Source organism: Stenotrophomonas sp. ZAC14D2_NAIMI4_6, assembly GCF_003086875.1.
Lineage (GTDB): Bacteria > Pseudomonadota > Gammaproteobacteria > Xanthomonadales > Xanthomonadaceae > Stenotrophomonas.
The window spans coordinates 1,729,448-1,755,676 of sequence record NZ_CP025996.1; the positions used below are offsets into that span (position 1 = coordinate 1,729,448).

General features: G+C 67.2%; 20 protein-coding genes. 12 read left to right on the plus strand and 8 right to left on the minus strand.

What is annotated here, in order from left to right:
* Window positions 1-26: 26 nt before the first annotated feature.
* Window positions 27-1,949: a molecular chaperone DnaK gene (gene dnaK, locus C1933_RS08025; protein WP_108752822.1), complete on the plus strand. Its 1,923-nt coding sequence runs from the start codon at window positions 27-29 to the stop codon at window positions 1,947-1,949.
* Window positions 1,950-2,103: 154 nt separating this feature from the next.
* Window positions 2,104-3,231 (plus strand): molecular chaperone DnaJ, encoded by a 1,128-nt coding sequence (gene dnaJ, locus C1933_RS08030; protein ID WP_108749336.1) that lies wholly within the window; start codon window positions 2,104-2,106, stop codon window positions 3,229-3,231.
* A gap of 151 nt (window positions 3,232-3,382) precedes the next feature.
* On the opposite strand, the gene C1933_RS08035 is transcribed toward dnaJ, so the two are convergent.
* Window positions 3,383-4,180: a helix-turn-helix transcriptional regulator gene (locus tag C1933_RS08035; RefSeq protein WP_108752823.1), complete on the minus strand. Its 798-nt coding sequence runs from the start codon at window positions 4,178-4,180 to the stop codon at window positions 3,383-3,385.
* Between the two features lie 73 nt (window positions 4,181-4,253).
* On the opposite strand from C1933_RS08035, the gene C1933_RS08040 reads away from it, so the two are divergent.
* The 3 genes from C1933_RS08040 to C1933_RS08050 all read left to right on the plus strand — a co-directional run bounded on the left by C1933_RS08040 (window position 4,254) and on the right by C1933_RS08050 (window position 8,235).
* Complete coding sequence (locus C1933_RS08040) at window positions 4,254-5,453, plus strand: MFS transporter (RefSeq protein WP_108752824.1); 1,200 nt, start codon at window positions 4,254-4,256, stop codon at window positions 5,451-5,453.
* A gap of 752 nt (window positions 5,454-6,205) precedes the next feature.
* Window positions 6,206-7,114 (plus strand): pyridoxal kinase, encoded by a 909-nt coding sequence (gene pdxY / locus C1933_RS08045; RefSeq protein WP_108752825.1) that lies wholly within the window; start codon window positions 6,206-6,208, stop codon window positions 7,112-7,114.
* Window positions 7,111-8,235 carry a prephenate dehydrogenase gene (locus tag C1933_RS08050; protein ID WP_108752826.1) on the plus strand — a complete coding sequence of 375 codons (1,125 nt, stop codon included), beginning with the start codon at window positions 7,111-7,113 and terminating at the stop codon, window positions 8,233-8,235. Before pdxY ends, C1933_RS08050 begins: the two co-directional genes overlap by 4 nt.
* Before the next feature lie 238 nt (window positions 8,236-8,473).
* Here C1933_RS08050 and C1933_RS08055 read toward each other — a convergent pair whose 3' ends face one another.
* From C1933_RS08055 to C1933_RS08075, 5 genes are all read right to left on the minus strand, one after another.
* Entirely contained in the window at window positions 8,474-8,668 is a 195-nt protein-coding gene (locus tag C1933_RS08055; RefSeq protein WP_108752827.1) for a hypothetical protein, read from the minus strand.
* 70 nt (window positions 8,669-8,738) lie between these two features.
* A complete protein-coding gene (locus C1933_RS08060; RefSeq protein WP_108752828.1) occupies window positions 8,739-10,511 on the minus strand; it encodes an ABC transporter transmembrane domain-containing protein in 1,773 nt (590 codons plus the stop codon).
* Window positions 10,504-11,100, minus strand: a complete 597-nt coding sequence (locus tag C1933_RS08065) for a YigZ family protein (RefSeq protein ID WP_108752829.1) — start codon at window positions 11,098-11,100, stop codon at window positions 10,504-10,506. Before C1933_RS08065 ends, C1933_RS08060 begins: the two co-directional genes overlap by 8 nt.
* Before the next feature lie 34 nt (window positions 11,101-11,134).
* The gene (locus tag C1933_RS08070; RefSeq protein WP_108752830.1) at window positions 11,135-12,094 is read right to left on the minus strand and encodes a hypothetical protein; all 960 of its coding nucleotides are present in this window, start codon (window positions 12,092-12,094) and stop codon (window positions 11,135-11,137) included.
* Complete coding sequence (locus tag C1933_RS08075) at window positions 12,091-12,609, minus strand: RNA polymerase sigma factor (RefSeq protein ID WP_234412775.1); 519 nt, start codon at window positions 12,607-12,609, stop codon at window positions 12,091-12,093. Before C1933_RS08075 ends, C1933_RS08070 begins: the two co-directional genes overlap by 4 nt.
* Window positions 12,610-12,863: 254 nt before the next feature.
* Here C1933_RS08075 and C1933_RS08080 point away from each other — a divergent pair, with 254 nt between their 5' ends.
* Window positions 12,864-15,710 carry an EAL domain-containing protein gene (locus C1933_RS08080; protein WP_108752832.1) on the plus strand — a complete coding sequence of 949 codons (2,847 nt, stop codon included), beginning with the start codon at window positions 12,864-12,866 and terminating at the stop codon, window positions 15,708-15,710.
* Window positions 15,711-15,729: 19 nt separating this feature from the next.
* Here the strand turns inward: C1933_RS08080 and C1933_RS08085 are convergent, their stop codons facing one another.
* On the minus strand, window positions 15,730-16,323 hold the full coding sequence (locus C1933_RS08085; RefSeq protein ID WP_108749348.1) for a TIGR00730 family Rossman fold protein: 594 nt from the start codon (window positions 16,321-16,323) through the stop codon (window positions 15,730-15,732).
* Window positions 16,324-16,575: 252 nt separating this feature from the next.
* Window positions 16,576-18,072 (minus strand): aminotransferase class III-fold pyridoxal phosphate-dependent enzyme, encoded by a 1,497-nt coding sequence (locus C1933_RS08090; protein WP_108752833.1) that lies wholly within the window; start codon window positions 18,070-18,072, stop codon window positions 16,576-16,578.
* A gap of 246 nt (window positions 18,073-18,318) precedes the next feature.
* On the opposite strand from C1933_RS08090, the gene queA reads away from it, so the two are divergent.
* The 6 genes from queA to fabV all read left to right on the plus strand — a co-directional run bounded on the left by queA (window position 18,319) and on the right by fabV (window position 26,149).
* Entirely contained in the window at window positions 18,319-19,350 is a 1,032-nt protein-coding gene (gene queA / locus C1933_RS08095) for a tRNA preQ1(34) S-adenosylmethionine ribosyltransferase-isomerase QueA (RefSeq protein ID WP_108752834.1), read from the plus strand.
* A gap of 167 nt (window positions 19,351-19,517) precedes the next feature.
* Complete coding sequence (gene tgt, locus C1933_RS08100; RefSeq protein ID WP_108752835.1) at window positions 19,518-20,648, plus strand: tRNA guanosine(34) transglycosylase Tgt; 1,131 nt, start codon at window positions 19,518-19,520, stop codon at window positions 20,646-20,648.
* A gap of 134 nt (window positions 20,649-20,782) precedes the next feature.
* Window positions 20,783-21,127, plus strand: a complete 345-nt coding sequence (yajC, locus tag C1933_RS08105; RefSeq protein WP_108749352.1) for a preprotein translocase subunit YajC — start codon at window positions 20,783-20,785, stop codon at window positions 21,125-21,127.
* A gap of 61 nt (window positions 21,128-21,188) precedes the next feature.
* Window positions 21,189-23,045 (plus strand): protein translocase subunit SecD, encoded by a 1,857-nt coding sequence (gene secD / locus C1933_RS08110; RefSeq protein WP_108752836.1) that lies wholly within the window; start codon window positions 21,189-21,191, stop codon window positions 23,043-23,045.
* Between the two features lie 16 nt (window positions 23,046-23,061).
* Window positions 23,062-24,042: a protein translocase subunit SecF gene (gene secF / locus C1933_RS08115; protein WP_108749354.1), complete on the plus strand. Its 981-nt coding sequence runs from the start codon at window positions 23,062-23,064 to the stop codon at window positions 24,040-24,042.
* Between the two features lie 847 nt (window positions 24,043-24,889).
* A complete protein-coding gene (gene fabV / locus C1933_RS08120) occupies window positions 24,890-26,149 on the plus strand; it encodes an enoyl-ACP reductase FabV (RefSeq protein WP_108752837.1) in 1,260 nt (419 codons plus the stop codon).
* Window positions 26,150-26,229: the final 80 nt, after the last annotated feature.

A 26,229-nucleotide genomic window follows, 5' to 3' on the forward strand; every position in this document is an offset into this window, starting at 1 on the left:
ACAAGCATTCTTCAGGAGTCTCCCCCATGGGCAAGATCATTGGTATCGACCTCGGCACCACCAACTCGTGCGTGGCGATCATGGACGGCGGCAAGGCCCGCGTCATCGAGAATTCGGAAGGCGATCGCACCACCCCGTCGATCGTCGCCTACACCAAGGACAGCGAAGTGCTGGTCGGTGCCTCGGCCAAGCGCCAGGCCGTGACCAACCCCAAGAACACCTTCTACGCGGTGAAGCGCCTGATCGGCCGCAAGTTCACCGACGCCGAAGTGCAGAAGGACATCGCGCACGTCCCGTACAGCATCCTGGCCCATGACAATGGTGATGCCTGGGTGGCCACCAGCGACGGCAAGAAGATGGCCCCGCAGGAAATCTCGGCCAAGGTGCTGGAAAAGATGAAGAAGACCGCCGAGGACTTCCTCGGTGAGAAGGTCACCGAAGCGGTCATCACCGTGCCGGCCTACTTCAACGACAGCCAGCGCCAGGCGACCAAGGACGCCGGCCGCATCGCCGGCCTGGACGTCAAGCGCATCATCAACGAGCCGACCGCGGCCGCGCTGGCCTATGGCCTGGACAAGGGTGACAACAAGGATCGCAAGATCGTGGTGTACGACCTGGGCGGCGGCACCTTCGACGTCTCGGTGATCGAAATCGCCAACGTCGATGGTGAAAAGCAGTTCGAAGTGCTGGCCACCAACGGCGACACCTTCCTGGGCGGCGAAGACTTCGACAACCGCGTCATCGAGTACTTGGTTGAAGAGTTCAACAAGGACCAGGGCATCGACCTGCGCAAGGATCCGCTGGCCCTGCAGCGCCTGAAGGATGCTGCCGAGCGCGCCAAGATCGAGTTGTCCAGCGCCCAGCAGACCGAAGTGAACCTGCCGTACGTCACGGCCGACGCCTCGGGTCCGAAGCACCTGAACATCAAGCTGACCCGCGCCAAGCTGGAAGCGCTGGTGGAAGACCTGATCAAGAAGTCGATCGAGCCGTGCCGCGTGGCCCTGAACGATGCCGGCCTGCGTTCGAGCGACATCAGCGAAGTGATCCTGGTCGGTGGCCAGACCCGCATGCCGAAGGTGCAGCAGGCGGTGACCGAGTTCTTCGGCAAGGAACCGCGCAAGGACGTCAACCCGGACGAAGCCGTGGCACTGGGTGCGGCGATCCAGGGCGGCGTGCTGGGCGGCGACGTGAAGGACGTGCTGCTGCTGGACGTGACCCCGCTGTCGCTGGGCATCGAAACCATGGGCGGCGTGTTCACCAAGATCATCGAAAAGAACACCACCATCCCGACCAAGGCTTCGCAGGTGTTCTCCACCGCCGAAGACAACCAGTCGGCCGTGACCGTGCACGTGCTGCAGGGTGAGCGCGAACAGGCCCGCTTCAACAAGTCGCTGGCCAAGTTCGACCTGTCCGGCATCGAGCCGGCCCCGCGCGGCCTGCCGCAGGTGGAAGTGTCCTTCGACATCGACGCCAACGGCATCCTGCACGTGTCGGCCAAGGACAAGAAGACCAACAAGGAACAGAAGGTCGAGATCAAGGCCGGTTCGGGTCTGTCCGAGGAAGAAATCGCGCGCATGGTGGCCGATGCCGAAGCCAACCGCGAAGAAGACAAGAAGTTCCAGGAACTGGTGCAGGCCCGTAACCAGGCTGATGCCCTGATCCACGGCACCCGCAGCGCCATCACCGAGCACGGCAGCAAGGTGGGCGGCGATGTCATCGGCAAGGTGGAAGCAGCCCTGGCCGATCTGGAAACCGCGATGAAGGGCGACGACAAGGCACAGATCGAAGCCAAGTCGAAGGTGCTGGAAGAAGCCGGCCAGGCGCTGTTCGCTGCTGCTTCGGCTGACCAGGGCGGTGCCCCGGGTGCCGACGCCGGCAATGCAGGCAAGGCGCAGGATGACGTGGTGGACGCTGAGTTCACCGAAGTCAAGGACGACAAGAAGTCCTGATCCGGACCGACACGGGGCGCTGCCTGGCAGCGTCCCGTTGTCGCATCAGGGTCCTGACCGCCACCCGGCGTGTCGGGGCGCCCGACGCAAGAGCGGACCTGGTTCCGCTCTTCCGCTTTGACGAATCCCGACTTTCCGGAAGCTGATTCACCCTATGAGCAAGCGCGATTACTACGAAGTGCTGGGCGTTGCCCGCACCGCCACCGACGAAGAGCTGAAGAAGGCCTACCGTCGTTGCGCGATGAAATTCCATCCGGACCGCAACCCGGGTGATGCGGCGGCCGAAGCCTCCTTCAAGGAGTGCAAGGAAGCCTACGAAACGCTGTCCGACGGCAACAAGCGCCGCATGTACGATGCCCACGGCCACGCCGCGTTCGAGCACGGCATGGGCGGTGGCGGTGGTCCGGGCGGCCCGGACATGAACGATATCTTCGGCGATATCTTCGGCAATATTTTTGGTGGCGGCGGCGCGGGCCCGCGCCAGGCCCGTCGCGGTGCCGACATCGGCTACGTGATGGAACTGGACCTGGAAGAAGCGGTGCGTGGCGTTGAGCGCCGCATCGAGATTCCGACCCTGGCCGAATGCGGTGACTGCGATGGCAGTGGTTCGGAAGACGGCAAGGTCGAGACCTGCAACGTCTGCCATGGCCGTGGCCAGGTGCGCATCCAGCGCGGCATCTTCGCCATGCAGCAGGCCTGCCACAACTGCAACGGCCGTGGCCAGATCATCGCCAAGCCCTGCAAGACCTGCCACGGCAACGGCCGGGTGGAAGAAGACAAGGTGCTGTCGGTGAAGGTGCCGGCCGGTGTCGACACCGGCGACCGTATCCGCCTGTCCGGCGAAGGTGAGGCCGGTCCGGCCGGTACGCCGCCGGGCGATCTGTACGTGGAAGTGCGCGTGCGCGAGCATGCGATCTTCCAGCGCGACGGTGACGACCTGCACTGCGAAGTGCCGATCCGCATTTCGCAGGCCGCGCTGGGCGATACCGTGCGCGTGGCTACCCTGGGCGGCGAAGCGGAAATCCGCATTCCGGCCGAAACCCAGACCGGCAAGCTGTTCCGCCTGCGCGGCAAGGGCGTGCGTTCGGTGCGCAGCCGCAGCGAAGGCGACCTGTACTGCCGCGTAGTGGTGGAAACCCCGGTGAACCTGACCGCTGACCAGCGCAAGCTGCTGGAGCAGTTCGAGGCGACCTTCAACGGTGAGGACGCACGCAAGCACTCGCCGAAGTCGGCCACCTTCATGGACGGTGTAAAGGGCTTCTGGGACCGGATGACGTCCTGAGGTTTCACCGCAGACGGTGAACGGTAACGCCGGGCCATGCCCGGCGTTTCTGTTTGTGGACATCGCACGCATTCCGCCGGGCATGGCCCGGCGCTACCAGGGGGACTGTTCTCTGGTAGATCCACGCCATGCGTGGATGTGGTTCGAGGAATCAACGGAAAAACGCCGCCGGCGTCTGCCCCAGCTGCCGCTTGAACATGCTGGTGAACGCGCTGGGACTGTCATAGCCCATCGCCAGCGCCACATCGATCACCTTTTCGCCCACCGCCAAGCGCTCCATCGCCGCCAGCAGGCGGGCCTGCTGCCGCCATTGGCCGAAGGTCATGCCCAGCTCGCTGGCGAAATGGCGCTGGATGGTTTTCACGTCCACCGCCAGCGCCTGCGCCCAGTCCTGCAGCGTGGCCTCGTCGCCGGGGTGCTTCTGGATGTGCTGGCAGATGCGCTGCAGGCGCGGGTCGGCCGGCGTTGGCAGGTGCAGCGGCAGCACATCCATGCGATGCAGCTCGTCCAGCAGCAGGCGCACCACGCGGCCATCGCGGCTGTCGTCTTCGTGCTCGCCCTGGATCTGGCTGGCCGCGTGCAGCAGTTCGCGCAGCAGTGGCGCCACCTGCACCGCGAACGGTTCGGTGGCCAGCTGCGGGGCGAAGGCAGGATCGATATACAGGCTGCGCATGTGTACGTCGGCAATGCAGTCCACCCCGTGCGCCATGCCGGCCGGCATCCAGATCGCGCGGGTGGACGGCACCACCCAGCGGCCCACTTCCGAGCGCACCACCATCAGGCCCGACATGGCATACACCAGCTGGTGGCGGCGATGCCGGTGCGGCGACACCCGGGTGCCGGCGGGGTAGTCCTTCACCCGGCAGGTCACCGGCCGGTGGCCGGGCACCTCGTTCCAGGGCGCGGACTCCCGGATCGCGCAGGGCGTGTCCTTTTTGCGATATGGCATGACCAGAACGCGGCGGAAGGGAAGGGACGGGCACCGTAGCATGCGTGGCTCGCCCCCATCCTGACTGCGCACCATGTCCAGCTTGGCTTCCCCGGTTCCACGCACCCGCAGCACGTCCCCGGGCGTGCTGGCGGCGATTTCCACCTCCCATGTGGTCAACGACATGATGCAGTCGCTGATCCTGGCCATCTATCCGGTCATCAAGGGCGGTTTCAATCTCAGCTTCACCCAGATCGGCCTGATCACGCTCACCTACCAGCTGACCGCGTCGATCTTCCAGCCGCTGGTGGGCCTTGCCACCGACCGCAAGCCGGCGCCGTATTCGCTGCCGATCGGCATGGCCTCGACCCTGTGCGGCATGCTGCTGCTGGGTTTCGCACCGAACTACGCCATGGTGCTGCTGGCCGCGGCGCTGGTGGGCGTCGGCTCGGCCATCTTCCACCCGGAAGCCTCACGCATCGCGCGCCTGGCTTCGGGTGGCCGCCATGGCTTCGCGCAATCGGTGTTCCAGGTCGGCGGCAATTTCGGTACCGCGCTGGGCCCGCTGATCGCCGCGGCGGTGATCGTGCCGTACGGCCAGCACGCCGCATCGTGGTTTGCCGGCGCGGCGCTGATCGGCATTGCCCTGCTGACCTATGTCAGCCGCTGGTACGCGCTGCACCTGGGTACGCCGCGGCCGGCCGGGCAGGGCACGGTCGCCCCGCGTCATCCCCGGCGCACGGTGGCGCGGGTGATGGCCATCCTGCTGGTGCTGATCTTCAGCAAGTACTTCTACATGGCCAGCATCGGCAGCTACTTCACCTTCTATCTGATCCACCACTTCGGCATTCCGGTGGCGCAGGCGCAGCTGCATCTGTTCGCGTTCCTGGTGGCATCGGCGGCTGGTGGCTTCCTGGGCGGGCCACTGGGTGACCGCATTGGCCGCAAGCCGATCATCTGGGCCTCGATCCTGGGCGTGGCGCCGTTCGCGTTGGCGTTGCCGCATGCCGATCTGCTGTGGACCACGGTGCTGGCGGTGCTGATCGGTTTCGTGCTGTCGTCGGCGTTCTCGGCCATCGTGGTCTACGCGCAGGAAATGATGCCGCACCGGATCGGCATGGTGTCGGGGTTGTTCTTCGGTTTTGCCTTCGGCATGGGCGGGCTGGGTGCAGCGGTGCTGGGCCTGCTGGCGGACAAGACCAGCATTGAGTTCGTCTACCAGTTGACCGCGTTCCTGCCGCTGCTGGGCATCGTCGCGGCCTGGCTGCCACCGTCGCGGCCGGCTGCACACTGAGGGGGGTGTTGGTCTGCAGGGCTTGCAGCCCTGCACCTGCTGTAGAGTCGAGCCATGCTCGACTGAAGCAACGTCAACGTCAAAAGCGGGTTTCCGGTGGGTAGGCGGGGCGGTGTCGGATTGCGGGGACGCCGCAAGTCCCCCTCCGGGGCCCGGCCCAGCCGCTGGCGGCTGTGCGTTCGGGCGCTTGCGAAGCAGTGCTTCGCAAGCAAAGCGCCCTCACCCTTGTAGGCTTGGCAGCGGCATCCATGCCGCTGACACCCCGCAATCCGACACCGCCCCGCCTTCGACAGATTGCCGCGATCTGTTGGAACCACACGGGGTCGGATCCCGTTGCTGCGTAACGGGCTCCGACCCCATTTTGAATGTCGATATTTGACAGATTTCATCCACGCATGGCGTGGATCTACTGTGTCGACCAAGGTCGACACCTACCAACAGCTGCGGGGGACTGTCAGAGGTGGGGCGGTGTGGGTGGGCAGGACCGCAGGCGCCATGGGCCCGAGGCATGCCTCGGGCGGGTTGGGCAGGACGCCCAACCCCGGTCTTGCCGGGCGCGCAGGATTGCGCGCGCGAGCAAGGCGCCTACGAGCCTCCATGGATGGATTCACGGCGTGTCCTGCCCACCCACACCGACCCGCCATCCCACGCAATGTTGCCGTTGCCGTTGCTTCAGTCGAGCATGGCTCGACTCTACAGGGGTGCAGGGCTGCAAGCCCTGCCGAAAACTCCCTTGGGCGTAGAATGCGGGGATGAGCGAATCCCTCGAAAACCACTTGCTCCACGGTCGTCGCCAGCGGCCCGACGGGCCCTCGCCGATCGATGTCATCTCGGTCCAGTCGCAACTGGTCTACGGCCACGCCGGCAACAGCGCCGCGGTGCCGCCGATGCGTGCGCTGGGCCTGCGCGTGGCCGAAGTGCCGACCGTCCTGCTCAGCAACGCGCCGTTCTACGACACCACGCGCGGCCGTGTGCTGCCCACCGACTGGTTCGCCGACCTGCTGCGCGGCGCCGCCGAACGTGGCCTGCCGCAACGGGCGAAGATGCTGGTGTCCGGCTACTTTGGCAGCGCCGACAATGGCGCGGCGTTCGCCGACTGGCTGGACACCCTGCTGCCGGCCTGCCCGCAACTGCGCTACTGCCTGGACCCGGTGATCGGCGATACCCATACCGGTCCCTACGTGGAGCCGGGGCTGGAAGCCATCTTCGCCGAACGGCTGCTGCCGCACGCCTGGCTGGTCACGCCCAATGCCTTCGAGCTGAACCGCTTGACCGGCATGCCCGCCTTGGCCGAGGCCGATGCCATCGCCGCCGCACGCACGCTGCTTGATCGCGGCCCGCACTGGGTGATCGCGCATAGTGTGGGCGGCAACCCGGGCGAACTGGTCACCCTGGCCGTGGGCCGCGAGGAGACCTGGCGCTGGACCTCGCCGCTGCTGCCGGTGGATGTGGCTGGCACCGGCGATGTGCTGATGGCCCTGGTCGTGTCGTTCCTGCTGCGTGGGGAATCGATGCAGCAGGCGATCTCGCGTGCCGTGGCCGGCACCCATGCGGCGTTGGAAGCGACGCTGGCGCAGGGCTTCGAGGAATTCGATGTGATCGCAGCGGCCCCGGCCGCGCTGGCCGACGGCGCCCGCTTCCAGGCCGAACGGCTGGCATGACCGCTTCGCAGGCACGCACGCCGCGCACGGTCGGCATCGTTGGCAGCGCCGGCGCCTACGGGCGCTGGCTCAGCCGTTTCTTCCAGCGGCACATGCAGCTGCAGGTGATCGGCCATGACCCGGCCGACCCCAGCTCACATTCGCCGGAGCAGTTGCTGGCACAGGCCGATGTGCTGGTGTTCTCCGCACCGATCCGGCATACGCCGGCGCTGATTGCCCGCTACGTGGAACAGTCGGGCGGGCGCGAGGCTGGGCGGCTGTGGCTGGACGTGACCTCGGTGAAGGAAGCACCGGTACAGGCCATGCTGGCCTCGCAGGCCGAGGTGGTCGGGCTGCACCCGATGACCGCGCCGCCGAAGGCGCCCACGCTGAAAGGCCGGGTGATGGTGGTCTGCGAGGCGCGGCTGCAGCAGTGGCAGCCGTGGGTGGATGCGCTGTGCAGCGCCCTGCAGGCCGAATGCGTGCGCGCCACGCCGCAGCACCACGACCAGATGATGGCGCTGGTGCAGGCGATGGTGCATGCCACCCACCTGGCCCAGGCCGGCGTGCTGCGCGAGTACCAGCCGCAGTTGGGTGACCTGGCCGCGATGATGCCGTACCGCTCGGCGTCCTTCGAACTGGATACGGCAATCATTTCGCGCATCCTGTCGTTGAACCCGTCCATCTACGAGGACATCCAGTTCAGCAACCCGTATGTGGCGCCGATGCTGGAAAAGCTGGTCGGTCATCTGCAGCGCCTGCAGGTGCAGGTGGGGCAGGGCGACGATGCGGCGCGCAGTGCGTTCCGCGAGCAGTCGCTGGCGGCCAACCACGCGGCCTTCGGCGAGCCCGCGCTGGCGGCGGGCAACTACACCTTCGAACGGGTGGGTTACCTGCTGGCCGACCTGACCGAGCGCAACGCGCTGTCGGTACACCTGCCGGAAGACCGCCCCGGTTCACTGCGCGAGCTGCTGAACGTCTTCGAGCAGCATGGCATCAGCCTGGCGTCGATCCATTCCTCGCGCACGCCGGCCGGCGAAGTGCACTTCCGCATCGGCTTCGTGGCCGGCAGTGATGCCGCTGCCATCGCCCTGGCGGCGGCGGACGTCGATGCCAGTGGCATCGGCCGGGTGCTGGACTAGTTGCATTCATCCACAGGGGATGTGGATGGTTTCTGCGTAAAGGTGTGGATAACCGCGCGCAGCCCTTGGCAGGCAATGCTGTCAAGACGATTGGTGAAAAATTGGCCACACCTTTTTGTAGCATCGAGCCTGCTCGACCGAGGCCCTGTGTCGACCAAGGTCGACACCTACCGTTGAGGTCGACACCTACCGTTGAGGTCGACACCTACCGGTGATCGGGCCATGCCGGGCGGGCCGATCAGATCGTCAGGTGCAGTTCGCCACCGGTGGTGGTGAATTCGCGGCCGTTGCGCACCAAGTGCCGGCCATCGTCCAGTTCGTAGCGCGGGGTGGCCTCGGACGCATGCCCGCTGCCATCGGCGTCGGACTTGAATTCGATGATGACATGGGTTTCGCCGTGGCTGTCCACGGCGGGAAACTGACGGAACGACATCGCCCAGCTCCTGTCTGCAGCCGGTTCGCTGCGACGCCAGCGTGGGCTGCCCCGCGTTAGCGGGGCGTCATCAATCGATGAACTGCAGGCGCGCCAGTTCAGCGTACAGGCCGCCTTCGGCCAGCAGCTGCGCATGGGTGCCTTCGGCCACGATGCGGCCGTGGTCCATCACCACGATGCGATCGGCCTTGAGCACGGTGGCCAGGCGATGTGCGATCACCAGCGTGGTCCGCCCGGCCATCAGGCGTTCCAGTGCCTGCTGTACGCCATGTTCGCTCTGCGCGTCCAGCGCGCTGGTGGCTTCGTCCAGCAGCAGGATCGGTGCGTCCTTCAACAACGCACGGGCAATGGCCACGCGCTGCTGCTGGCCGCCGGAAAGGCGGGCACCGCGCTCGCCCAGTTCGCTGTCGTAACCCTGCGGCAGGGCGCGCAGGAAGGCATCGGCTTCGGCGGCGCGGGCGGCGTCTTCCACCTCGGCATCGCTGGCCTGCAGGCGGCCGTAACGGATGTTGTCGCGTGCGCTGGCGGCGAACAGCGTGGGCTGCTGCGGCACCAGTGCCAACTGCGCGCGCAGCGCGGCCGGGTCGGTCTCACGCACGTCGATGCCGTCCACGCAGACGCGGCCCTGTTCGGGATCGTGGAAGCGCAGCAGCATCGACAGCACCGTACTCTTGCCGGCGCCGGAGGGACCGACCAGGGCCACGGTTTCGCCGGGGCGAACGTGCAGGCTGAAGTGGTCCAGTGCGGCCTGGTCGGGGCGCTGCGGGTAGTGGAACACCACATCGTCGAACTGGATCTCGCCGCGCAGCGGCTGCGGCAAGGCACGCGGCTGCGCGGGCGCGCGGATTTCGATGTCTTCCTGCAGCAGCTCGCCGATGCGGCCCATGCCACCGGCGGCGCGCTGCAGTTCGTTCCACACTTCGGCCAGCGCGCCCACCGAACCGCCACCGATCAGGGCATACAGCACGAACTGGCCCAGGGTGCCGGCGCTGAGGCGGCCGGCGATGACGTCGTGGGCGCCGAGCCACAGCACACCGACGATGGCACCGAAGATCAGCAGGATGGCGCTGGCGGTGACCAGCGACTGCGCACCGATGCGCCGGCGCGCGGCACCGATGGCATCGGCCAGGGCGTGGTCGAAGCGGCCGCGTTCGTATGGCTCGCGTGCATGCGCCTGCACAGTGCGCACCGCGCCCAGGGTTTCGCTGGCCAGGCTGTTGGCATCGGCAATGCGGTCCTGGCTGTTGCGCGCCACCGTGCGCAGCTTGCGTGCGCCGATGATGATCGGCAGCACCGCCAGCGGAATGCCCAGCAGTGACCATGCGGCCAGCCGTGGGCTGGTGACGAACAGCATGCCCAGGCTGCCGACCACGGTCACGCTGCTGCGCAGGGCGACGGACATGGTGGAGCCGACCACGCTGCGCAGCAGCTCGCTGTCGGCGGTCAGCCGCGAGACCAGTTCGCCGCTGCGGCTGCGGTCGTGGAAACCGGCGCCCAGCTGGATCAGGTGTGCGTACAGCTTGCTGCGCAGGTCGGCCACCACTTTTTCGCCCAGCAGCGATACGAAGTAGAAGCGGGCGGCGGTGGCCAAAGCCATCACCACGGCCACCAGCATCAACAGGGCGAAGGCGCGGTTGATCTGGCCGCCGCTGCTGAAGCCATGGTCGATCATCTGCTTGACCGCCGGCGGCAGGCTGAGCGTGGCCGCCGAGGAGATGGCCAGCGCCACCAGCCAGGCACTGAACAGGCCGCGGTGGCGACGCACGAAGGGCCACAGCGTGCGCAGGCTGCCCAGGCGGCGCAGCGGCGGGGTCGAGGCGGTGGCGTCGTCCTTGTCAGTCATGCAGGTCGTCGTTGTAGATGCGGATACGATCACGGGTGGCGTCGCGCAGGCGCGTTTTCAATGCTTCCACCTGCTCTGCGGGCAATTCCACCCGCAGCCGCACACCGTGGCTGTCGAACTGTTCATCGCGTTTTTCGGCCCCGTGCGCGGGCAGGGCAGCGTGCAGGGCGCCCAGATCCTCGAAAGCGGCGGCCAGTTGCAGCCGTGCCAGTTCCACCAGGGGCTGGCGTGGCGCGGTGCGCAGGCATTCTGCGGCAGTACCGCCATAGGCGCGTACCAGGCCGCCGGCGCCCAGTTTGATGCCGCCGTACCAGCGCGTGACCACCACCACCACCCGATCAAAGCCCTGGCCATCAATGGCGGCCAGGATCGGCCGACCGGCTGTGCCGGCGGGCTCGCCATCATCGCTGGACCGGTAATCCTGGCCGTGCCGGTAGGCCCAGCAGTTGTGGGTGGCGTCGGCCACGGCGACCTGCTGCAGGAACGCCAACGCCGCCGCGGCACCGTCGATGGGCGCGGCATGGGCGGTGAAACGGCTGTGCTTGATCTCCAGCGTATGGCTGACGGGCTGGGCGAGGGTATCGGGCATTGCACGCATTCTACGGCGTTGCTGCCTGCTTGCCTCAGTCGTCCAGCAGCGGGCGCAGGTCCTTGGGCAGGCGCGATTCCGGGTACTGCTGCAGGTAGCGCTCCAGGCTGATGCGGGCCAGGTCGCGCTGGCCGGCATCGCGGCGCTCGCGGATCTTCTGCAGCCACTGCCGGCGCGGCAGTTTCGCATCGGCCAGTACTTCGGCGTGTACGTCCTGTGCGCTCAGCCCGGCATCGCTGGAGCGGCGCAGCATCACCCCGGGCGCGCGGGCGGCGGGCGCACTGGCCGGCGCCGGGCTGGCCTTGAAGGCGGCCGGTGCTTCGCGCTGCTGTTGGCGTGCGGCGGCTGCCGGTGCTGCTTCTGTGGCCATGTCGGCGCTGTCCGCTGCGACGGCTTCCGTTGCAGGCGCGGGCGCGGCGTACGCGACGGGCGCGGGCGGTGCCGGAGGTGCTGGCGGTGCCGGTGGCGCAACAACATTTTTGGCCACCGCTGCGGCCGCCGGTTGCGGTTCGGGTGCTGCCGGCGGGGGCGCGCGCTGCGCCCTCTGCGGTGCAGGCGCGGCCTGGGCCGGTGGCGGGGGCGGCAGGGTCGCCGGTTCGGCGGCGCGGCCGACCACCGCAGGCTCGGCTGCGGGCGCAGCTGCTGCGGCGTCTGCGGCTGCATGTTCGGCCTGGGCCGGCGCAGTGGCTTCCATCGGCGGTGGCGCAGGGGGTTCCGGCCGTATCTGCCAGGCGATGCCCACGGCCAGCACGGTCGAGGCGGCGATGCCGAACACCGCCGGCCAGCGCCCACCCTTGCGCGTACGCCGGGCCCGATCAACCGGCCGCGGCGTTGCGGCCGCGCCCTGTGCAGGGGGCGCCGTATCCTGCACCGCGGCGCGTGCGGCGGCCAGGATGGTCGCGTCCAGCGATGCCGGCGGCGCCTGTTCGCTGCGGCGCCCCAGCAGGCCGGCCAGTGCGCGTTCTTCCGGGGTCAGTGGATCGTCTCGGTTCATGCGTTCAGTCCCGCACGCAGCTTGTCCATCGCATAGCGCAGCCGCGATTTCACAGTCTCCCGGCCAACGCCGGTGATCTGGCCGATCTCCTCCAGGCTCAGTTCCTGTTCCAGCCGCAGTTGCAGCACTTCGCGCTGTTCCGGCGGCAGGTCTTCCATCGCGCGCTGGATGCGCCGGCGCTGCTCGAATTCAGACAGTTCAGCTTCCGGCGTGTGCCCGTCTTCCAGTGCAGCCAGGCGCAGGTCGGCATCGGCCGGTGCGGCGGGCCGGTGTCGCGCCGCGCGCCAATGATCGTTCAGCCGGTTGTGGGCGATGCGGAACAGCCACGTGCTGAATGCGGCATCAGGCTGCCAGCCGGCGCGCGCGCTGATCACCCGCTGCCAGACGTCCTGGAAGATCTCCTCGGCCAGCGCGTTGTCGCGCAGTTGCCGCAGCAGGAAACCGAACAGGCGCTTGCGATGCCGCGCATACAGGCTTTCGAACGCATGCAGGTCGCCACCGGCCCAGGCCAGCATCAAGGCTTCGTCGGTTGGCAGGGCGGCGGCGTCCACGCTGCACAGAGTAAGCGCTGCGGGCGGTGGCGCATAGCCGGTGGCAGGCAGGGGCAGGGCAGCGTTCAAAGGGCGCATTGCGTTCGAAGGTGCACGCAATAACGGCCCGCCATGCGAATCGGGGTTGTTGGGCTTCCATTTCCCCCCCGGTGGCGCGCTATGCTCGGTGACTCAGGGGAGGCGCTGCGTTGCAGTGCCAAGAGAACGTGATTTTGTCCATGCAAGCCGAACGCGTGCAGCCGCAATCACCACACGAGGCCGTGCTGAGCACGGCGCTGGTGCGCGCGCTGCATGCGCTGCTGCCAGCGGAAGCCAGCGTGCGCGTGGGCTGGGACGACCCGCAGCTGGGCCGCGGCCAGGATGCTTGGCCGGCCGGTGGCGGGGCCGGGGCGGTGCTGTGGTCGTCGCCCTGCGCGGTCGATGCCGGCTGCCAGCAGTGGGACCACGACGGCGCGCAGTTGCGCTTGCAGGTGCAGGGCGCCGATCCCGCACCGGCGTGGTGGGACATGGCGCGGCAGTCGATGGAACTGGCCCTGCAGCGCGGCCGCCAGGCCGGGCAGATCCGCGCGCTGGAACAGGCCGAGCGCCTGCAGCAGGCGCTGTTCCAGATTGCCGACCTGGCCGGTGCCGATCTGGAAATGGGCGAAATGCTGCGCCACGTACACGGCGTGCTGGGATCGCTGATGTATGCCGAGAACTGCTACATCGTGGAATACGACGATGTGCGCCGGCAGATCCGCTTCCTGTACTTCGCCGACCAGCTGGACGATTTCGTAGCCGATCCGGCACGCGGCTATGCCGCCGATGACATGCCGCACAGCCTGACGGTGGCGCTGCTGCAGCATGGGCGGCCGCTCAGTGGCCCCTCGCGCGTCCTGTTGGCGCAGGTGGGCGGGCTGGAATACGACCCGCAGCGCGGGCCGGAAAGCGAGGACTGGCTGGGCGTGCCGATGCTGCGCGACGGCCGGGTCTGCGGCGCCATCGTGGTGCAGAGCTACGAAGCCGGTGCGCGCTATGGCGAGGCCGAGCGCGCGCTGCTGGGTTTCGTCGCCCAGCACGTGCAGACCGCGATGGACCGGCGCCAGGCGCAGGTGCGGCTGGAACAGCAGGTGGAGCGCCGCACCCTGGAACTGCAGCGGGCCAACCGCAGCCTGCAGGATGAAGTGGCCGAGCGCCGCCGCGCCGAGCAGCTGCAGACCGCGCTGTACAACATTGCCGAACTGGCCATGTCCGCCGAGAGCCTTGCCCAGTTCTACGGCCAGGTGCACGGGGTGGTGGGGCGCCTGCTGGATGCGCGCAATTTCTACATCGCGCTGGTCAACGCCCGCGGCAATGGCCTGGATTTCGTCTATTCGGTGGACGAGCACAACGCCAGCCGGGCACCGCGCGCCTTCAGCCACGGCCTGACCGAGTACGTGGTGCGCCACCGCTGCCCGCTGCTGGCCTCGCGCGCGCAGATCGATGCGCTGCTCGACGCCGGCGAGGTGCGCGAGCACGGCGCGCGTTCGCAGTGCTGGCTGGGCGTACCGCTGCTGCGCGATGACGAAGTAGTGGGCGCCATCGTGGTGCAGAGCTACAGCGCGCAGATCTCCTTCAGCGTGCACGACCAGCGCCTGCTGACCTTCGTGGCGCAGAACATCGGCACCGGGCTGGCCCGTCAGCGCGACCAGCAGAACCTGCGGCTGGCCCACGCCGAGCTGGAAAAGCGCGTGGAAGAGCGCACCCGCGAACTGGCCGAGGTGAACGACAAACTGCTGGGCCAGATTGCCGAGCGCCTGCGCGCGGAGCAGCGGCTGACCCACCAGGCCATGCACGATGCCCTGACCGGCCTGCCCAACCGCCTGCACCTGCTGGACCGCCTGCAGGACGCGCTGGCGCGTGCGCGGCGCGAGGGTGGCCCGGTGTTCGCGGTGCTGTTCCTGGACCTGGATCGCTTCAAGCTGGTGAACGACAGCATCGGCCACGCTGCGGGCGACCGCATGCTGGTGGAAGTGGCCAAGCGCATCGTCTCCATGGCCGGTGACAACGATGTGGTGGCGCGGCTGGGCGGCGACGAATTCGCCGTGCTGCTGGAATGCCCCAGCGGCCTTTCGCAGGCCCTGGAGTTCGGCCAGCGGCTGCTGCTGGCGCTGCAGGAATCGGTCTGGATTGCCGGGCGCGAGCTGTTCCCGTCCGGCAGCCTGGGCATTGCGCTGTGGAACAGCCACTACCGCACCGGTGAAGAGCTGCTGCGCGACGCCGATGCGGCCATGTACCGCGCCAAGGCGCAGGGCCACGACCGCTGTGCGATCTTCGACGAGGACATGCGCGAGCAGGCCATGCGCAGCCTGGACCTGGAAGCGGACCTGCGGCGGGCGATCAACAACCGCGATTTCGTGCCGTTCTACCAGCCCATCGTGCGCCTGGCCGATGGCGAAGTGGTCGGCCATGAGGCGTTGCTGCGCTGGCAGCACGAGCGCCGTGGCCTGCTGCTGCCCGGTGCATTCCTGGAGCTGGGCGAAGAAAGCGGCCTGATCGAACAGGTTGACTGGCTGATCTACGAACAGGTGATCGCCGGCCTGGCCGATGGCGGCCGCGGCTATGTGTCGGTGAACGTGTCACCGCGGCATTTCCGCTCGGCCGATTTCAGTGCGCGCCTGTTCGGCCTGCTGGAAGCCTGCGATGCCGATCCGCGGCGCCTGCGCCTGGAGATCACCGAAGTGGCGTTGCTGGACGATGGCCCGCATACGCTGCGCACGCTGAAGGGCCTGCGCGAGCGCGGCATCCAGGTGCAGCTGGACGATTTCGGTACCGGCTTCTCGGCGCTGTCCTACCTGCACCGGTTCCCGATCAGCACGCTGAAAATCGACCAGAGCTTCATTGCCGGCCTGCACGGGCCGGAAGCGCAGAGCACGCGCGCGCTGGTGGAAGGCGTGCTGTCGCTGGCGCGCACGCTGGGCATTGAAACCATCGGCGAAGGCATTGAGACCGAGCCGCAGCGGCAGAGCCTGCTGGAGCTGGGCTGCGACTACGGCCAGGGCTACCTGCTGGGGCGCCCGGCGCCGTGGACGCGCGCGGTGGCCTGAGCCGCCGCGCGCGGGTGCATCAACGCAGCGCGGCGCGGCGCTTTTCGTCGATCCACTTCGAGGCCTGGGCCGGTTGGTAGTTCTTCATCCAGACCAGCATTTCCTCGATGTCCGAGCCGTACCACAGGTCCTGGCGCTGTTCCGGGTGCAGGAAGCGCTCTTCGACCATGCGATCGATCATGCCGATCAGCGGCGCGTAAAAGCCGTCCACGTCCAGGAAGGCGCAGGGCTTGTTGCCGATGCCCAGCTGGCGCCAGGTCAGCATTTCGAAGATTTCTTCCATGGTGCCGAAGCCGCCGGGCAGGGCGACGAAGCCGTCGGACAGATCGAACATGCGCGACTTGCGCTCGTGCATGGAGCCGACGATTTCCAGTTCGGTCAGGCCACGGTGGGCCACTTCCCAGTCGGCCAGCTGGCGCGGAATCACGCCGGTCACTTCGCCGCCGGCGGCCAGCACTGCATTGGCCACGGTGCCCATCAGGCCGACGTTGCCGCCGCCATACACCAGGCGCATGCCGTCACGGGCGATGCGGTCGCCCAGCGCAATGGCGCGTTCGGTATAGGCCGGCTTGCTGCCGGCGTTGGAGCCACAGTAGACGCAGATCGACTTCATGGTGTGCCTGTCTCTTGATGCGGAAACGAAAACGCCCCGCCGGCAACCGGTTCAGCGGTTGCGGGCGGGGTGTGTCGTGATTATGAGGCCTCGGGCGGGGTTGTGCCCGACTGCGCGCTGTCCGTCGTGCTTCGTAGAGTCGAGCTTGCTCGACTGCGTTTCGTCCGGATATCGGCAAAAGCCAGTCGAGCAAGCTCGACTCTACCAAGGCTGGCGGCAACGGCGCAGTCGAGCATGGCTCGACTCTACAGATCAGGCGGCGGCGGCCTGCTGGCGGCGCGGGCCTTCACGCAGGGCGCGGCCGACCATGCCCACCAGCAGGTCCAGCTCGTCGCTGTCCATGCCGAAGTGCGGGGTGAAGCGCAGCGAGTTCTCGCCGCCGTGGATCACGTTGATGCCGTGCTGGCGCAGCCATTCCTCGGTGGACTGGGCGCCATAGCACTTGAACTGCGGGGCCAGCTCGCACGAGAACAGCAGGCCGGTGCCCTGCACCTTGGTGATCAGCCCGCCCAGCTCGTTCTTCAGCTGCTCCAGCTTGCGCACCGCTTCGGCGCCGCGTTCGGCGATGTTGGCGCGCACCTGCGGGGTCAGCTGGGCCAGGGTGGCGCAGGCCACGTCCAGCGCCCGCGGGTTGCTGGTCATGGTGTTGCCGTAGATGCCCTTGCGGTACAGCTGGGCGGCGTGTTCGGTCACTGCCAGCACCGACAGCGGGTACTGGGCCGCGTTCAGTGCCTTGGAATAGGTTTCCATGTCCGGCGGGTCCAGGCCTTCGAAGCCGGGGTAATCGACCACCGACAGCACGCCATGGGCGCGCAGGCCGGCCTGGATCGAATCGAGCAGCAGCAGGCTGCCGTGGGCACGGGTCAGTTCGCGGGCCAGGGCATAGAAGGCCGGCGGCACCGAGCGGCCCGGGTCGCCTTCACCCATCACCGGCTCCAGGAACACCGCTTCGATGAACCACTGGTTGCGCGCGGCATCGTCGAAGACCTGGCGCAGGGCGGCCTCGTCATAGGGCGCTACGGTGATCACCGAATCCTCGCCGCGGTAGCTGGCCAGGTGCTGCAGGTAGGTCTTGCGGCTGGAATCGGAATACAGCGCCGGGCGGTCGGTGCGCCCGTGGAAGCTGCCCTTGACGACCACCCGCTTGATCGCGGCACCGGCGTGGCGCGCACCCGGGTCGGTCTGCAGCTTGGCGTTCACATCGGCGATGCGCGCGGCCAGGCCGACCGCTTCCGAGCCGGAATTCAGGCACATGAAACGGGCATAGGGGCAGCCGCCACGGCGGTGACCGACTTCGGCGCGCAGGGCGGTAATGAAGCGCTGCTGCGACAGGCTGGGGGTCATGATGTTGGCCATCACCTGCGGCCGCGCCATCGCTTCCAGCACGGCATCGGGGGTGTGGCCGAAGCCGAGCATGCCGTAGCCGCCAGCGTCGTACAGCACCGCGCCCTTCAGGGTGACCACCCACGGGCCGCGTGCGGCCAGCGCCACGTACGGGGTCACCGCATCGTCTGCATAGAAGTTCACGAAGCCGTCCTGCATGGCCTCGATCTGGGCCTGCTCGTCCTGTGCCAGCAGCGGCCCCAGTTCGCCCTGCACGCGCGCGAATTCCGCTGCGGCGGCGTCCACCGCGGCAACCAGCTGCGGGTGGCGGTCGGCCAGGGCGGTCAGGGTGGCATCGTCCAGGCCGGTGGTCAGGCGGGTGCCGGGCTGGGTGCGCAGGGGGGCAAGACGTTCGATGAAGCTCATTGCAGATCTCCTGAAACGATGGTTCACACGGGCCTGAAAATGCAGAACGCGCGTCATCACGCGCGCTTTGGGGCAGGCTCGTGCAGCGGACTTCCTTCCCGATGCTAGCACTTGTTTTTTTGCGCGATAACCCCGCAGAAACCTGCTGCATAGCAGCATAATGCCCGACGTTCGCCACGATGCGCGCTGCCTGGCCGATGCTGGACGTACAATGCGCGCCATTGTCGACCTGATGCCGCCACCGCCTTGAAGAAGTCCGATTTCCATTACGACCTGCCGGCCGAACTGATTGCCCAGGCGCCGTTGGCCGAGCGTTCGGCCAGCCGCCTGATGGTGGTGCCGCCGGCGCCCGCCGCCTTCACCGATGTGCAGGTGCGCGACCTGCCGTCGCTGCTGCAGCCGGGCGATCTGCTGGTGTTCAACGATACCCGGGTGATTCCGGCGCGCCTGTTCGGGCAGAAGGCCAGCGGCGGGCGGGTGGAGATCCTGATCGAGCGCCTGCTGGGCGGCCAGCAGGTGCGGGCCCAGGTGGGCGCCAGCAAGTCGCCCAAGGCCGGCAGCCGCATTGCCCTGGACGCCGGCGGCGAGGCCGAAGTGCTGGGCCGCGATGGCGAGTTCTACCTGCTGCAGTTCCATGTGCCCGAATCGCTGGAGCAGTGGCTGCTGCATGCCGGCCGGCTGCCGCTGCCGCCGTACATCCAGCGCGAACCGGGCCAGGATGACCGCGAGCGCTACCAGACTGTGTTCGCCCGCGAAGTGGGCGCCGTGGCCGCACCGACCGCCGGCCTGCATTTCGATGAGGCCCTGCTGGGCGCACTGAAGGACAAGGGCGTGGCGTTCGGCCACGTGACCCTGCATGTGGGCGCCGGTACCTTCCAGCCGGTGCGGGTGGATGACCTGAAGGACCACGTGATGCACCGCGAGTGGCTGAACGTGGGCGCCGAACTGGTGCAGCAGGTGCGGCGCACGCGCGAGGCCGGTGGCCGGCTGATCGGCGTGGGCACCACCGTGGTGCGCGCGCTGGAAAGTGCGATGCGTGACGGCGAGCTGCTGCCGTTCGCCGGCGAGACCCAGATCTTCATCACCCCGGGTTACCGCATCCGCAGCGTCGATGCGATGGTGACCAACTTCCACCTGCCCGAAAGCACGCTGCTGATGATGATTTCGGCCTTCGCCGGCCGTGAGCGGGTGTTCGAGGCCTACCAGCACGCGATCGAGCAGCGCTACCGCTTCTTCAGCTACGGCGACGCGATGCTGCTGTTCCCGCAGGCGGGCTGACGATCCATCCGTGGTGGGTGCGCACCGTTGGTGCGCACGCCCCGAACCACCCAAGGTAGGTGCGCACCTTGGTGCGCACGCCCCGAACCACCCGCGGTAGGTGCGCACCTTGGTGCGCACGCCCGGATGGGAGACAATAGGCAACTATTTGCCTGAATGACCGCTCCATGTCCCGACTGCAGTTCCAGCTCCAGACCCGTGACGGCCGTGCCCGCCGTGGCCGCCTGACCTTCCCGCGTGGCACGGTGGAAACCCCGGCGTTCATGCCGGTGGGTACCTATGGCTCGGTCAAGGGCATCCTGCCGGATCAGGTGCGTGCGCTGGGCGCCGAGATCATCCTCGGCAACACCTTCCACCTGTACCTGCGCCCGGGCCTGGACATCATCGCCGACCACGGCGGCCTGCACGGCTTCTGCCGCTGGGACGGCCCGATCCTGACCGATTCGGGTGGCTTCCAGGTGTTCTCGCTGGCCCACCGCCGCAAGATCACCGAGCAGGGCGTGACCTTCGCCTCGCCCACCGACGGTGCCCGCGTGTTCCTGGGCCCGGAAGAGAGCATGAAGATCCAGAAGGTGCTCGATTCGGACGTGGTGATGATCTTCGACGAGTGCACCCCGTACCCGGCCACCGAAGAGGTGGCGCGCCGTTCGATGGAGCTGAGCCTGCGCTGGGCCCAGCGCAGCCGCAACGCCCACGACGAGCTGGGCAACGACGCGGCACTGTTCGGCATCGTGCAGGGTGGGGTGCATACCGACCTGCGCAGCCGCTCGGCCGACGCCCTGCAGGCCATCGGCTTCGACGGCTACGCCATTGGCGGCCTGGCCGTGGGCGAGCCGGAACACGAACGCAATGCCATGCTGGACCACCTGGACCCGGAGCTGCCCAGCGACCGCCCGCGCTACCTGATGGGCGTGGGCCGGCCGGAAGACCTGGTGGAAGGCGTGGTCCGCGGCGTGGACATGTTCGACTGCGTGATGCCGACCCGCAACGCCCGCAACGGCCACTATTTCACCTCGTTCGGCACCGTACGCATCCGCAATTCGCAGTACGCCCGCGACATGGACCCGATCGAGCCGGGCTGCGGCTGCGTGGCCTGCACCGGCGGCTACACCCGCTCGTACCTGCGCCACCTGGACCGCTGCAACGAGATGCTGGCGCCCATGCTGGGCACCCTGCACAACCTGTTCTACTACGAAAAACTGATGGCCGACATCCGCGCGGCCATCGAGGCGGGAACCTTCCAGGCCTTCCGCGAGTCCTTCTATGCGGCCCGTGGGGCGGTGGCGCCCCCGCTGTAACCCCGTGGTACCCCTGCCGAACGGCCCAAGGACGAACGTCCGGGGCCGTGGCATACTTCAAGGCTGACCCAGATCCGCGGTCGACACCCCCGCCCGTGAACGGACGGGAGCGCCGCCCAACCAAAGGACCAACGATGAACCTGCTTGCCTTCCTGATTCCCGCCGCCCACGCCCAGGCCGCCGGCGGCCAACCGCAGGGCATGGGCCTGACCACGCTGCTGTTCCCGATCATCCTGATCGCCATCATGTACTTCCTGATGATCCGCCCGCAGATGAAGCGGCAGAAGGAGCACAAGGCCATGCTGGAAAAGATCAAGCGTGGCGACGAAGTGCTGACCAACGGCGGCATCGCCGGCGTGGTCACCGACATCGGCGACAACTTCATCACCATCGAAGTGGCTGACAACGTGCGCATCCGCGTGCAGAAGGGCGCTGTCGGCAACGTGCTGCCGGCCGGTACCCTGAACTCGGCCAAGTAAGCCACTCCCTTTCCGATGCACAACCGCGGCGCCGGGGATGGCGCCGCGCGGGACCCAAGCAATGCTCGAATTTCCACGCTGGAAGTACGTCGTCATCCTGATCGTACTGGCGCTCAGCACCCTGTACGCGCTGCCCAACATCTACCAGAAGGACCCGGCCATCCAGATCACCGCCAACCGTGGCGGGCAGGTTGACGATGCGCTGCGCGACCGTGTGCTGGCCGACCTGAAGAAGGCCGGCATCAACACGATCGGCGCGGAGAAGGAAGGGGAAAGCCTGATCGTCCGCCTGCCGGACCTGAAGACGCAGTCGGCCGCCAGCGATGCGCTGCGCGACAGCGTGGGCGAGAACTACACCGTGGCCCTGAACCTGGCCTCCACCGTGCCGGACTGGCTGGCCAACCTGGGCGGTCGCCCGATGGTGCTGGGCCTGGACCTGCAGGGCGGCGTGCACTTCGTGCTGCAGGTCGACCAGAAGGCCGCGCTGGAAAAGCGCCTGGATGCCTACACCGAAGACGTGCGCAGCACCCTGCGTGATGCGCGCATCGCCTACCAGTCGGTGGAACGCCGCGCTGACAACACCATCGTGGCCAACCTGAGCCCGTCGGCTGGCGCCGATGCGGCCAGCCGTGCCCGCGTGGCGCTGGGCACCGCGCAGCCGACCCTGGGTTATGACGTTTCTGGCAACCGCATCACCGTGACCGTGCCGGACGCGGAGATCGCGCAGATCGCCAACGGCGCGATCGAGCAGAACATCAACACCCTGCGCAACCGCGTGAACCAGCTGGGCGTGGCCGAGCCGATCATCCAGCGCCAGGGTGCTGACCGCGTGGTCGTGCAGCTGCCCGGCGTGCAGGACACCGCCGAAGCCAAGCGCATGATCGGTGCCACCGCCACCCTGGAATACCGTGCGGTGGTGGAAGGCAACGCGCAGGACGCCATCGCTTCGGGCCGCATTCCGCCGGAAGCCAAGGTCTACCAGCAGCGTGATGGCCGTGGCCCGATCCTGCTGAACAAGCGCGTGATCGTCACCGGCGACCAGATGGTGGCCGCGCAGGCGGTGACCGATTCGACCAGTGGTTCGCCGGCGGTCAGCGTGACGCTGAACAATGTCGGCGGCCAGCGCATGTTCGACTTCACCAGCGCCAACGTGAACAAGCCGATGGCCGTGGTCTACACCGAGCGCGTGCCGACGGTGACCGTGGTTGATGGCCAGGAAGTGCGTGGCTTCAAGGTCAACGAGGAAGTGATCTCGGTGGCCAACATCAACGGTGTGTTCGGCAAGAACTTCCAGACCACAGGTCTGCAGAAGAAGGAAGCCGAAGACCTGGCCAAGCTGCTGAAGTCGGGCTCGCTGGCTGCGCCGATGGACTTCGTGGAAGAGCGCGTGGTCGGCCCCAGCCTGGGCGCCGAGAACGTGAAGAACGGTATCACCGCGGTGGTCTACGCCTTCCTGTTCACCCTGGTGTTCTTCAGCATCTACTACCGCGTGTTCGGCCTGATCACCTCCATCGCGATGCTGTTCAACCTGCTGATCGTGGTGGCGGTGATGTCGCTGTTCGGTGCCACCATGACCCTGCCGGGCTTCGCCGGTCTGGCGCTGTCGGTGGGCCTGTCGGTGGACGCCAACGTGCTGATCAACGAGCGCATCCGCGAGGAACTGCGTGCCGGTGTGCCGGGCAAGACCGCCATCGTGACCGGTTACGACCGCGCCTCGGGCACCATCCTGGACGCCAACCTGACCGGCCTGATCGTGGGCGTGGCCCTGTTCGCCTTCGGCACCGGCCCGCTGAAGGGCTTCGCGCTGACCATGATCATCGGTATTTTCGCCTCCATGTTCACCGCGATCACCGTGTCGCGCGCGCTGGCGACGCTGATCTACGGCGGTCGCAAGAAGCTCCAGAACGTGGCCATCTGACGGGACGACACGCACAATGAAACTGTTTCCGCTGCACATCCTCCCGAACGACACCAAGATCGACTTCATGCGGTGGCGCCATGTCGCCATGGTCGTCACGATCGCCGTGTTCATTGCCTCGATCGCCATCATCGGTGTGAAGGGCTTCAACTACGCACTGGACTTCACCGGCGGCACCCTGATCGAAGCCCGCTTCGACAAAGCGGTGGACGTCGAGGACGTCCGTACCAAGCTGGAGCAGAACGGCTTCGACGGCGCGCAGGTGCAGAGCGTGGGTGGCAACACCGACCTTCTGATCCGCCTTGCGCCGCACGGCGAGCACGCCCCGGGTACCGGTGGCGCGTCGGCTGAAGACAAGGCCACCGCGGCCGCCGTGGTCAAGGCGGTCTCTTCGGCCGACAACCAGGCCACCGTGCTGCGCAATGAATTTGTCGGTCCGCAGATCGGCAAGGACCTGGCGATGAATGGCCTGTACGCCACCATCTTCATGCTGGCCGGCTTCCTGATCTACATCGCCGTGCGCTTCGAGTGGAAGTTCGCCGTCACCGCCAGCATCGTGGCGCTGTTCGACCTGCTGGTCACCGTGGCCTACGTGTCGCTGCTGGGTCGCGAATTCGACCTGACGGTGCTGGCCGGCCTGCTGTCGGTGATGGGTTTTGCGATCAACGACATCATCGTGGTCTTCGACCGCGTGCGAGAGAACTTCCGCAGCCTGCGCGTGGAGCCGATGGAAGTGCTGAACCGTTCGATCAACCAGACGCTGTCGCGTACGGTGATCACCGCGGTGATGTTCTTCCTGTCGGCGCTGGCGCTGTACCTGTATGGCGGCAGCTCGATGGAAGGCCTGGCCGAGACGCACATGATCGGTGCGGTGATCGTGGTGCTGTCCTCGATCCTGGTGGCCGTGCCGATGCTGACGATCGGTTTCCTGCGCGTAAGCAAGCAGGACCTGCTGCCCAAGGCCAAGGACATCGAAGCCCTGGAGCGTCGCCCGTAATCCTTACGGCACGCAGCACACAGAGAACCCCGCGCAAGCGGGGTTTTTTGTGGGCAGGGCTTGCAGCCCTGCACCTCTGTAGAGTCGAGCCATGCTCGACTGAAGCAACGTCAAAAGCTCGGTGTCCGTGGAATGGCGGGGCGGTGTGGGGTGGGTGGGCAGGACACGCCGCAAGTACGTCCCTGTAGGCTCGTAGGCGCCATCCATGGCGCCTGTGGTCCTGCCCACCCACACCGCCCCGCCTCTGACAGGTTCACGCGGCTGTTGGTAACGGCGCCTGTTGTTCCGCGCGGCTGTTGGTAGGTGTCGACCTTGGTCGACACATCGTTCAGATATCGAACGAATCATCCACGCATGGCGTGGCTCTACTGTGTCGACCAAGGTCGACACCTACCAGAGCAGAGCGCTGCTCCGACAGGTTGTTGGTAGGTGTCGACCTCGGTCGACACATCTGTCAGATATCGAGATCCGCCTGGGGTCAGAGCCCGTTGCGGAGCAACGGGATCCGACCCCTGTCTCGACCAAGCCAGAACGCCGTTCCGACAGGTCGCGGCCAACTGTCGAAGTCGGGGTGGGTCCGGTTGCGGGGGTGTCCGCGGCATGGATGCCGCGGCCAAGCCTACATGGACGTACTTGCGGCGTCCCCCGCAACCGGACCCACCCCGCCAACCCACGGATCGCCCGCTTTTGACGTTGATGTTGATCCACGGCAGGTGCAGGGCTGCAAGCCCTGCAAAAGAGAAACCCCACCCTACGCCTGCGTCGGTTGTGCAATCGTCCCCCGCGCACTACGATCCTGCGGTTCGCGTGCGCCCGCGTGCGCCGCATCTGCCAACCCGAGGTATCCATGGTCATCAAACCGCGCGTCCGCGGCTTCATCTGCGTCACCACCCATCCGACCGGCTGCGAGGCCGCGGTCAAGCAGCAGATCGACTACATCCGCGCCCGCCCGCCCATCCAGAACGGCCCCAAGCGCGTGCTGGTCATCGGCGCATCGACCGGCTATGGCCTGGCGGCACGCATCACCGCCGCCTTCGGCAGCGGCGCGGCCACCCTGGGTATCTTCTTCGAACGCCCGGGCAGCGAAACCAAGCCGGGCACCGCCGGCTGGTACAACTCGGCCGCCTTCCACAAGTACGCCGACGAAGCCGGCCTGTACGCCAAGAGCATCAACGGCGATGCCTTCTCCGATGAAGTGAAGGCCAAGACCATCGAGATGATCAAGGCCGACCTGGGCCAGGTCGACCAGGTGGTCTACAGCCTGGCCGCGCCGCGCCGCAAGCACCCCAAGACCGGTGAGATCATCAGCTCCACGCTGAAGCCGATCGGCGAACAGATCACCCTGCGTGGCCTGGACACCGACAAGGAAGTGATCACCGAAACCACCCTGCAGCCGGCCACCCCGGAAGAGATTGCCGGCACCGTTGCGGTGATGGGCGGCGAAGACTGGCAGATGTGGATCGACGCGCTGGCCGATGCCGGCGTGCTGGCCGATGGCTGCACCACCACCGCCTTCACCTACGTGGGCGAGGAGATCACCCAGGCCATCTACTGGAACGGCTCGATTGGTGCCGCCAAGAAGGACCTGGACAACAAGGTGCTGGGCCTGCGCGAAACGCTGGCCAGGATCGGTGGCGACGCCCGCGTGTCGGTGCTCAAGGCCGTGGTGACCCAGGCCAGCTCGGCCATTCCGACCATGCCGCTGTACCTGTCGCTGCTGTTCAAGGTGATGAAGGCGCAGGGTACGCACGAAGGCTGCATCGAGCAGCTCGATGTGCTGTACGACATCCTGTACGGCGGCAAGGCTGACGGCGTGGCCGTCGACCGCCTGCGCCACGATCTGGTCGATGGCCAGGGGCGCAAGGTTGCGCTGGTGGACGAGGAAGGCCGCCTGCGTGCCGACTACAAGGAAATGGCGCCGGAAGTGCAGGGCAAGGTGCTGGAACTGTGGCCGCAGGTGACCAACGAGAACCTGTACGAGATCAGTGATCTGGCCGGCTACAAGGCCGATTTCCTGCGCCTGTTCGGGTTTGGCGTGGAAGGCGTGGACTACGAGGCCGACGTCAATCCGGACGTGAAGATCGCCAACCTGGTCGATCTGACCTGAGAACCGAGGTAACGCCGGGCATGGCCCGGCGGATGCCTTGAATGCCGCTGCGCTCGCCGGGCATGGCCCGGCGCTACCGG

Bases quoted from the DNA above. Each gene is read 5' to 3' on its own strand.
- C1933_RS08090 (WP_108752833.1), bottom strand. From the start codon at position 18,072: ATGAGCTTCATCGAACGTCTTGCCCCCCTGCGCACCCAGCCCGGCACC.
- yajC (WP_108749352.1), top strand. From the start codon at position 20,783: ATGAACCTGCTTGCCTTCCTGATTCCCGCCGCCCACGCCCAGGCCGCC.
- tgt (WP_108752835.1), top strand. From the start codon at position 19,518: ATGTCCCGACTGCAGTTCCAGCTCCAGACCCGTGACGGCCGTGCCCGC.
- C1933_RS08060 (WP_108752828.1), bottom strand. From the start codon at position 10,511: ATGACTGACAAGGACGACGCCACCGCCTCGACCCCGCCGCTGCGCCGC.
- pdxY (WP_108752825.1), top strand. From the start codon at position 6,206: ATGAGCGAATCCCTCGAAAACCACTTGCTCCACGGTCGTCGCCAGCGG.
- C1933_RS08075 (WP_234412775.1), bottom strand. From the start codon at position 12,609: ATGCTGGCCTGGGCCGGTGGCGACCTGCATGCGTTCGAAAGCCTGTAT.
- C1933_RS08035 (WP_108752823.1), bottom strand. From the start codon at position 4,180: ATGCCATATCGCAAAAAGGACACGCCCTGCGCGATCCGGGAGTCCGCG.
- secD (WP_108752836.1), top strand. From the start codon at position 21,189: ATGCTCGAATTTCCACGCTGGAAGTACGTCGTCATCCTGATCGTACTG.
- C1933_RS08065 (WP_108752829.1), bottom strand. From the start codon at position 11,100: ATGCCCGATACCCTCGCCCAGCCCGTCAGCCATACGCTGGAGATCAAG.
- C1933_RS08055 (WP_108752827.1), bottom strand. From the start codon at position 8,668: ATGTCGTTCCGTCAGTTTCCCGCCGTGGACAGCCACGGCGAAACCCAT.
- C1933_RS08070 (WP_108752830.1), bottom strand. From the start codon at position 12,094: ATGAACCGAGACGATCCACTGACCCCGGAAGAACGCGCACTGGCCGGC.
- C1933_RS08050 (WP_108752826.1), top strand. From the start codon at position 7,111: ATGACCGCTTCGCAGGCACGCACGCCGCGCACGGTCGGCATCGTTGGC.
- dnaK (WP_108752822.1), top strand. From the start codon at position 27: ATGGGCAAGATCATTGGTATCGACCTCGGCACCACCAACTCGTGCGTG.
- dnaJ (WP_108749336.1), top strand. From the start codon at position 2,104: ATGAGCAAGCGCGATTACTACGAAGTGCTGGGCGTTGCCCGCACCGCC.
- C1933_RS08085 (WP_108749348.1), bottom strand. From the start codon at position 16,323: ATGAAGTCGATCTGCGTCTACTGTGGCTCCAACGCCGGCAGCAAGCCG.
- fabV (WP_108752837.1), top strand. From the start codon at position 24,890: ATGGTCATCAAACCGCGCGTCCGCGGCTTCATCTGCGTCACCACCCAT.
- C1933_RS08040 (WP_108752824.1), top strand. From the start codon at position 4,254: ATGTCCAGCTTGGCTTCCCCGGTTCCACGCACCCGCAGCACGTCCCCG.
- secF (WP_108749354.1), top strand. From the start codon at position 23,062: ATGAAACTGTTTCCGCTGCACATCCTCCCGAACGACACCAAGATCGAC.
- C1933_RS08080 (WP_108752832.1), top strand. From the start codon at position 12,864: ATGCAAGCCGAACGCGTGCAGCCGCAATCACCACACGAGGCCGTGCTG.